Origin of the sequence: Bacillus cereus (genome assembly GCF_002561295.1) — a bacterium.
Lineage (GTDB): Bacteria > Bacillota > Bacilli > Bacillales > Bacillaceae_G > Bacillus_A > Bacillus_A cereus_S.
On the sequence record NZ_NTUG01000028.1, the window covers coordinates 57,355 to 65,139 of the forward strand.

Genomic DNA, 7,785 nt, shown 5'->3' on the forward strand with positions numbered 1-7,785 from the left:
ATCGATAGTAAAATCCTCATTTAGAAAGCTGCTAGTGATGGTTCATAATCAGCGGGAAATGAAGAAACAATCTACTGATGAAAGTTCCATTTTATTTTTACACAATTCTCTAAAAAAATCTTCTTTTCAAACATAAAAAGATATCTGTATAATTTAAAAAAAACAAAAGGAAGGATGAAGAGTATGGTGACTGAAAAGGAATTAGAATTGTTGGCTTGTCTTGAAAAAAGTAGTCGTTTATCGGTAGAAACTTTAGCGAAAATGTTAAATATAGAAGTAGAAGCAGTAAAAGAAATGGTGGAGAAATTAGAAAAAGAAAAAATCATTGTTGATTATGTTACACATATAGATTGGACAAAAGTAAAAGAACATAGCGGTTTAACTGCAATGATTGATGTGAAAGTTACACCAAAGCATGGCGTTGGTTTTGATTCTGTTGCAGAGCAAATTTACCGTTATTCAGAAGTGAAATCGGTTTATTTAATGTCAGGGACATATGATCTTTCTATTACACTGGAAGGAAAAAGTATGAGTGAAGTAGCGAGCTTTGTTTCGGAAAAGTTAGCGACAATTGAATCAGTTGTGTCAACGACAACGCATTTTATTTTAAAGAAATATAAACATGAGGGGCTTATTTATGACAAAACAGATGATGATAAACGCATTGTGGTGGCACCATGAAGCGGTTTGAACTATCAAAAGTAGCAGAATCGTTACAACCATCCGGCATCCGTAAGTTTTTTGACTTAGCTACAGGGATGAAAGGAGTTATTTCACTTGGGGTGGGAGAGCCTGATTTTGTTACACCATGGCATGTAAGGCAGGCGTGTATTCGTTCGTTAGAAGAAGGATATACAGCATATACTGCGAATGCAGGATTATTGGAGTTACGTCGAGAAATAGCAAAGTATCTTCAAAAACAATTTCATGTTTCATATGATCCGAATGAAGAAATTATTGTGACAGTTGGAGCGAGCCAAGCATTAGATGTTGCAATGCGTGCTATTGTAAATCCTAGTGACGAAGTGATTATTATTGAACCGAGCTTTGTATCGTATGCACCACTTGTTACATTAGCGGGCGGTGTACCAGTTTCAGTAGCAACTTCTTTAGAAAACGCTTTTAAAATACAGCCGGAGCAAATTGAAGCAGCGATTACAACAAAAACAAAAGCTATTTTACTTTGTTCTCCAAATAATCCAACAGGAGCGCTTTTAAACAGAGAAGAATTAGAAAAGTTATCTGCAATCGTTGAAAAGTATAATCTCATTGTATTATCGGATGAGATTTATGCAGAGCTTGTATATGACGAGGCTTATGCGAGCTTTGCAAGCATTCAAAATATGCGTGACCATACAATTTTAATTTCAGGATTTTCAAAAGGGTTTGCGATGACTGGTTGGCGCCTTGGAATGATTGCGGCTCCTGTACATTTTTCAGAATTAATGCTCAAAATCCATCAATATTCCATGATGTGTGCACCGACGATGTCACAATTTGCTGCACTAGAAGCACTTCGATCTGGAAATGATGAAGTCGTTCGAATGAGAGAAAGTTATAAAAAACGTCGTAACTTTATGACGGCATCTTTTAATGAAATGGGCTTAACTTGTCATATGCCAGGCGGAGCGTTCTATGTGTTTCCTTCGATTTCTTCAACGGGATTATCTTCAGCAGAGTTTGCAGAACAATTATTATTAGAAGAAAAAGTGGCAGTTGTACCCGGAAATGTATTTGGTGAAAGTGGAGAAGGGTTTATTCGTTGTTCCTATGCAACTTCGCTTGAGCAGTTAATGGAAGCGATGAAACGTATGAAGCGATTTGTTGAAAATAAAAAAAGGACAAAACAGAATACGTTTTGTCCATAAAAGGGGGGGAATACTAGAAAGCCATGTGTTAGTATTTTATCCCAATATTTGAAAATTATACTTGCGATCGGAAACTTTTTTATGGATTTTGAATGAAAGGGAAGCTAGTGGTATAATTTACTAATATAGAGTGGGATTCTTCTTTTCATTTAGGGATGACCTTTCACTAATCGGGTATTTATGAGCAGTTACTCACTTCGTATACAGGCACTTGAATTTTGAGGTGGGGACTTTTATTGCAATCTGCAAATAGCAGAGAAAATGGTAAACGTATGGGAGTGTTTCATATGTCAGAACAATACACAACAGGAGTGATTGTAAAAGGGAAAGTAACTGGGATTCAAGATTACGGTGCATTCGTAGCGCTGGATCAAGAAACGCAAGGGCTTGTGCATATATCTGAAATTACAAATGGATATGTGAAAGATATTCATGACTTTTTAAAAGTCGGAGATACAGTAGAAGTAAAAGTACTTTCAATTGATGAAGAGCACAGAAAAATGAGTTTATCGTTAAAAGCAGCAAAGCGTAAGCAAGGAAGAATCATCGTACCTAATCCATCTGATAAGGGATTTAATACGCTTCGTGAAAAGTTAACAGAGTGGATTGAAGAATCACAGTTAACGAAGTAAAAGAGGATCNNGATCCTCTTTTACTTCGTTATGATATATATTAGCAAATATGATTGCATGCAATCATATTCGTATGTCGGATGGGAAGGTTGACATACTTACTATCGAATTTCATTCGTTTCTGGATGAGTACCAAGATTTTCGGATGGTTTGAATAATAACCCAAGGTTAATCAGTCCAGAAATACCAACGATACCGTAAATAATACGAGCAAGAGCAGAGCCTTGTCCGCCGAAGATAGCTGCTACTAAATCAAATTGAAAGAATCCAATCAGTCCCCAGTTAACGGCACCAATTACAGTGAATACTAATGCAATACGTTGTAAAGTACTCATCTTGAATAGTCCTCCTTACATTTGAAGCATCAGCAAGCTTTGTGTATATGAGTAAGAAGAATCCACATTGGTGGATATAAAGCGAAATCCGAAAATGGATGTGCACTTTATGCAACTTAACTCTTTTATAGAATGGCTACCTTTTGTAGTTTTTATACATAAAAAATATTCAATACAGGGTGTATATACATCTATACCGAAAAATGCGAATTTTTATGCAAAAAATGAACTTTTTTCAAAAAATAAATATTGGTTACGTTTACAATTCTCCAACTGCTTGATTTACAACTTCAGTTTCGCTAAAGTGAAGACAGGAATACATATACATAATTGGAGGGAAAAAGATGAGCACACATGTAACGTTCGATTATTCTAAAGCGTTATCGTTCATCAGTGAACACGAAGTAACGTATTTACGTGATGCAGTAAAAGTATCACATCATGCAATTCATGAAAAAACTGGAGCTGGGAACGATTTCCTTGGGTGGGTGGACCTTCCGCTTCAATATGACAAAGAAGAATTCGCTCGCATTCAAAAGAGTGCTGAGAAAATTAAAAATGACTCTGATATTTTACTTGTTGTAGGTATTGGTGGTTCTTACTTAGGAGCACGTGCAGCAATTGAAATGTTAAACCATTCTTTCTACAATACGCTTTCTAAAGAACAACGTAAAACTCCACAAGTGCTATTTGTTGGACAAAACATTAGCTCCACTTACATGAAAGACTTAATGGACGTATTAGAAGGTAAAGACTTCTCCATTAACGTAATTTCCAAATCAGGTACAACGACAGAACCTGCAATTGCATTCCGCCTGTTCCGTAAATTATTAGAAGAGAAATATGGAAAAGAAGAAGCACGTAAACGTATTTATGCAACAACGGATAAAGCGCGTGGTGCTTTAAAAACATTGGCTGACGAAGAAGGATACGAAACATTCGTAATTCCAGATGATGTTGGCGGACGTTTCTCTGTATTAACACCAGTTGGTTTATTACCAATTGCAGTGAGCGGTTTAAATATTGAAGAAATGATGCAAGGTGCAGCTGCTGGCCGTAACGATTTTGCAAAATCTGAGCTAGAAGAAAACCCAGCTTATCAATATGCAGTTGTGCGTAATGCTTTATACAATAAAGGCAAAACAATTGAAATGCTTGTTAACTATGAACCAGCGCTTCAATATTTTGCTGAATGGTGGAAACAACTATTTGGTGAAAGTGAAGGAAAAGATCAAAAGGGTATTTTCCCATCTTCAGCAAACTTCTCTACTGATTTACATTCATTAGGTCAATACATTCAAGAAGGACGTCGTGATCTATTTGAAACAGTTCTTAAAGTAGGGAAATCTACACATGAACTAAAAATCGAATTAGATGAGAACGACTTAGATGGTTTAAACTATCTTGCTGGTGAAACAGTAGACTTCGTAAACACAAAAGCATACGAAGGTACATTACTTGCACATAGCGATGGTGGCGTACCAAACTTAATCGTTAACATTCCAGAATTAAATGAGTATACATTCGGTTACCTTGTATACTTCTTCGAAAAAGCATGTGCGATGAGCGGCTACTTACTAGGCGTAAATCCATTTGACCAACCAGGTGTAGAAGCATATAAGAAAAACATGTTCGCTCTACTTGGTAAACCAGGATTCGAAGAACTAAAAGCAGAATTAGAAGAGCGTTTGAAATAAGAAAAGCGAAGCCGACTGTTTAGGCCCGTCGGCTAAGGTTCTTCCGTACAGAAAGTGTTTTTTACTTTCTTGTGCGGAAGGTTCTTAGACGGAAGGGCCTAGGAGGCGTAGCTGGACAAAAGAAAAGCGGAAATGGCTTGTTCAGAATGGGAGGGGGATGGAGCTTCTGACATAGAGGCGTTCTTTGCCTCGTTGGAAGAAGCGAAGCCACTGACCATTCTAGCCATTGAAGCTGGACAAAAGAAAAGCGGAAATGGCTTGCTCAGAACCGCAGGACATTGGAGCTCTCGACGAAGAAGCGCTTTTTGCTTCGACCGAGAGAGCGAAATGACCGGAGGTTCTAGCCATTGAAGCTAGACAAATAAAAAAGCTGTTGGGATACTCCCGACAGCTTTTTTATTTGAAAAATCGCCGATATATGGAATAGGAATCGGATATGCTAAGAAAAAAGTCTAGGAAGGATGAGTGACTTGATTCCGATTCAATCAAATTTAGAGGGGCATACGTATGCACTTTTTAAATTAGAAGAAACTTTAAAACCACTTGGTTATAGTATCGGTGGTAATTGGGATTATGATAAAGGTTGCTTCGACTATAAAATAGATGAAGAAGACGGGTATCAATTTTTAAGATTACCATTTACCGCGATAGATGGAGAACTGGATGTACCAGGAGTAGTTGTTCGTCTTGATACACCATATATTCTTTCGCATGTATACCAAGACGAATTGGACAATCAGATAAATACGCTAGCTGGGACAAGTGGATTAGATCAATTTGCAGAACCGAAAGATGCAGATGGTACTATAAAACAAAAATATATCGATATCGGGAAGGCGTTAGTAAAAGAATTAGAAAGCCGTCTTATTAATGCTTAATAACGATAAGCACGTCGCTTTCAATCATAACGAAAGAGTGAACAGGATTAATGTGATATTGTTCATTTCGCTGCACGCCGAGTAGCAAGATGTCCTGCTTTAAAAGGAGGCTACTACAAACTTCAAAAGTTTTTCCAAGATAAGGTGCAGGAGTAGCCATCAGTTGCAATTTGCTTTCTGAAATTTCGTTATAAAGTGTAAATAATACACCTGAGATAGAAGGGAATAGAAGAGAGGCAGTAAAGATATAGCTTGTAAATTTATTTCCTTCTATAATTTCAGTTGCCCCTGCTCTCGTTGCGTTTTGAACTTGCTCAGAAGTAAGTATTTCCACAATGCAGTGGATATTTGGATTCAGTCCTTTAGCAGTTAAAATATTTAAAATGGATTGTGTATCAGCTAAGCTTTCATTTTTTTCTTTATCTGCTGTTATTAAAATGGTATGTGCGGTTTGAATATTTGCTTTTAATAAAGTTTGATCATGATGAGGACACCCTTTAATAAACGCTAAGTGATGGAAAGGTTTCGGCAGCAAAGAAAGAGTTTCATCGATGAGTACAATATCTAGATCGGGTTTTAGTACATGCATTTGACTTACGACTTGTTTAGCACGCTCATTCCAGCCAACGATAATCATATGCCCATGGCAAGAAGCGGCTTCTTCACCTTTAATTTTTCTATATTGCGTACTAATCATTTCGGTAGCGAATAATACCATGTAGTAGGAGCAAAAACCTGTTCCTAATAAAATAAGAAGTATGCCTGTGAATTTTCCTATAGGTGTGTGCGGGACGTAATCCCCGTATCCGACAGTAAAAGTTGTGACAAGAGCCCACCAGATTCCATCAAACCATGTAGAAAAATAAGTAGGTTCAATTTTATAGATTAGAAACCCGAAAACAGTAATAAGGATGACGATGAAGCTGATTAAGCGAAAAATAATGGAATCGCGAAATACTTCTACTAAGTTAGCGCGAGATTTCAAATGTATATTCCTCCTCGTTTTGTATATAAATCAATTTTGGCTTTTTGACGTATTAATTGCTGCCATTCCTAATAAAGGTGGGATCTTTTTTTCTTTTTACGTTTTTAACTGAAGGGGATTAGAACGATGTGATGAACGGCTGAACGCGTTCTCACCGAAAGATTAGGATTTATCCCGCTATTTGCGGGCTAATAATCAGTGGGGGGTGAAGAGAATCCCCACTGATTAAAGTTTCACTTTATGTAATGTTTAACATTCGTACTTATATAACTCTATTGTTACCATTATGAAAAAAAGAAAAACTCCCCGTTTTGTAAGAGAGTCTTTCGTAAGCAATGCTACATGCTTTCTACTTCTGTTTGTTGTACACTTTCAAGATGCTGCAGGGCGTAATAAACATCTGTAGTGTGATTTTTTTGATCCATAGATAATTTTAGCTGTAAAAAGTGAGTACCGTTTTCTAATGTTTTAAGTTTCATGTTCTTCACTTTTATTCCCATATCCTTAATTTCTTCAATTACAATAGGGATATTATCCATATTACGTACAACAAGTTTAACGGCGATATCTCGCTGTCTAAGTGACTTAGGTCCTAAAAATTTCATTGTTAACGGTATAAGTTCGACACTGATTATAAGGAAACACATGCCGAAAACTGCTTCAATATAAAAACCAGCTCCAACAGCAATTCCAATTCCAGAAGCGCCCCAAATCATAGCGGCTGTAGTTAATCCGGCTATGCTATCATTTCCTCTTCTTAAAATAACACCGGCACCTAAAAAACCAATTCCTGAAACAATTTGAGCTGCAAGGCGAAGGGGATCCATGTTTATATGGTCTGTATGAGGTAAAGTATAAGCCGCTTTAATAGAAACAATTGTAAGGAGACAACTAATAATAGAGATGACTAAGCAAGTTTTTAAGCCGAGTGGTTTCCTTTTTAGTTCACGCTCTAAACCGATAGCGAATCCTAAAATAGCAGAGAGACCTAATTTGATTAATAAATCGGTATAGTCCATATGTATTCTATTCCTCCTTGTCTATTTTTTTCACAAGTAGTAATCATATAGGAATCGGGTATCCATTTATAAAGTAAATTCGCCATACATGAATGTATAACTTTTTTAATGTAAGTTTTTAATTGGAGAACCCCTTGTAAAGAATATATGTAGGGATTTGATAGAAATGAGAAGTACATTTTGTTTAACAATAGGGCATGGTGAAAGAAACGTAGTTATTTTTATAAAAAAGTTTTAAAAGGGTGTTGCATTTCATTTTTTTGCATGGTATATTAATAAGCGTCGCTGATGCGGGAAACGCAGAAAGCGAAAAAAGAAATTAAAAAACTTAGTTGACATCGAAAAATGAAGATGTTAACATAAGGGAGTCG

General features: G+C 36.6%; 8 protein-coding genes. 5 read left to right on the plus strand and 3 right to left on the minus strand.

Annotation, left to right across the window (positions count from 1 at the left end):
- Window positions 1-183: 183 nt before the first annotated feature.
- The 3 genes from CN373_RS16290 to yugI all read left to right on the plus strand — a co-directional run bounded on the left by CN373_RS16290 (window position 184) and on the right by yugI (window position 2,500).
- Window positions 184-681 carry an Lrp/AsnC family transcriptional regulator gene (locus CN373_RS16290; protein ID WP_000255705.1) on the plus strand — a complete coding sequence of 166 codons (498 nt, stop codon included), beginning with the start codon at window positions 184-186 and terminating at the stop codon, window positions 679-681.
- Window positions 678-1,868: an aminotransferase gene (locus tag CN373_RS16295; protein ID WP_000819179.1), complete on the plus strand. Its 1,191-nt coding sequence runs from the start codon at window positions 678-680 to the stop codon at window positions 1,866-1,868. The genes CN373_RS16290 and CN373_RS16295 overlap by 4 nt, the downstream gene beginning before the upstream one ends.
- Before the next feature lie 287 nt (window positions 1,869-2,155).
- A complete protein-coding gene (gene yugI / locus CN373_RS16300) occupies window positions 2,156-2,500 on the plus strand; it encodes a S1 domain-containing post-transcriptional regulator GSP13 (protein WP_033664830.1) in 345 nt (114 codons plus the stop codon).
- Window positions 2,501-2,601: 101 nt separating this feature from the next.
- On the opposite strand, the gene CN373_RS16305 is transcribed toward yugI, so the two are convergent.
- Complete coding sequence (locus CN373_RS16305; RefSeq protein ID WP_000105785.1) at window positions 2,602-2,835, minus strand: DUF378 domain-containing protein; 234 nt, start codon at window positions 2,833-2,835, stop codon at window positions 2,602-2,604.
- A 344-nt stretch (window positions 2,836-3,179) separates the two neighbouring features.
- On the opposite strand from CN373_RS16305, the gene CN373_RS16315 reads away from it, so the two are divergent.
- Together CN373_RS16315 and CN373_RS16325 are read left to right on the plus strand one after the other, a co-directional pair.
- Entirely contained in the window at window positions 3,180-4,532 is a 1,353-nt protein-coding gene (locus CN373_RS16315) for a glucose-6-phosphate isomerase (RefSeq protein ID WP_000103670.1), read from the plus strand.
- Between the two features lie 470 nt (window positions 4,533-5,002).
- Window positions 5,003-5,410, plus strand: a complete 408-nt coding sequence (locus CN373_RS16325; RefSeq protein WP_111901908.1) for a YugN-like family protein — start codon at window positions 5,003-5,005, stop codon at window positions 5,408-5,410.
- On the opposite strand, the gene CN373_RS16330 is transcribed toward CN373_RS16325, so the two are convergent.
- Both CN373_RS16330 and CN373_RS16335 read right to left on the minus strand, forming a co-directional pair.
- Window positions 5,400-6,395 carry a potassium channel protein gene (locus tag CN373_RS16330; RefSeq protein ID WP_098359733.1) on the minus strand — a complete coding sequence of 332 codons (996 nt, stop codon included), beginning with the start codon at window positions 6,393-6,395 and terminating at the stop codon, window positions 5,400-5,402. The genes CN373_RS16325 and CN373_RS16330 overlap by 11 nt on opposite strands.
- 338 nt (window positions 6,396-6,733) lie before the next feature.
- Entirely contained in the window at window positions 6,734-7,414 is a 681-nt protein-coding gene (locus CN373_RS16335; RefSeq protein WP_000386689.1) for an MgtC/SapB family protein, read from the minus strand.
- Window positions 7,415-7,785 lie beyond the last annotated feature (371 nt).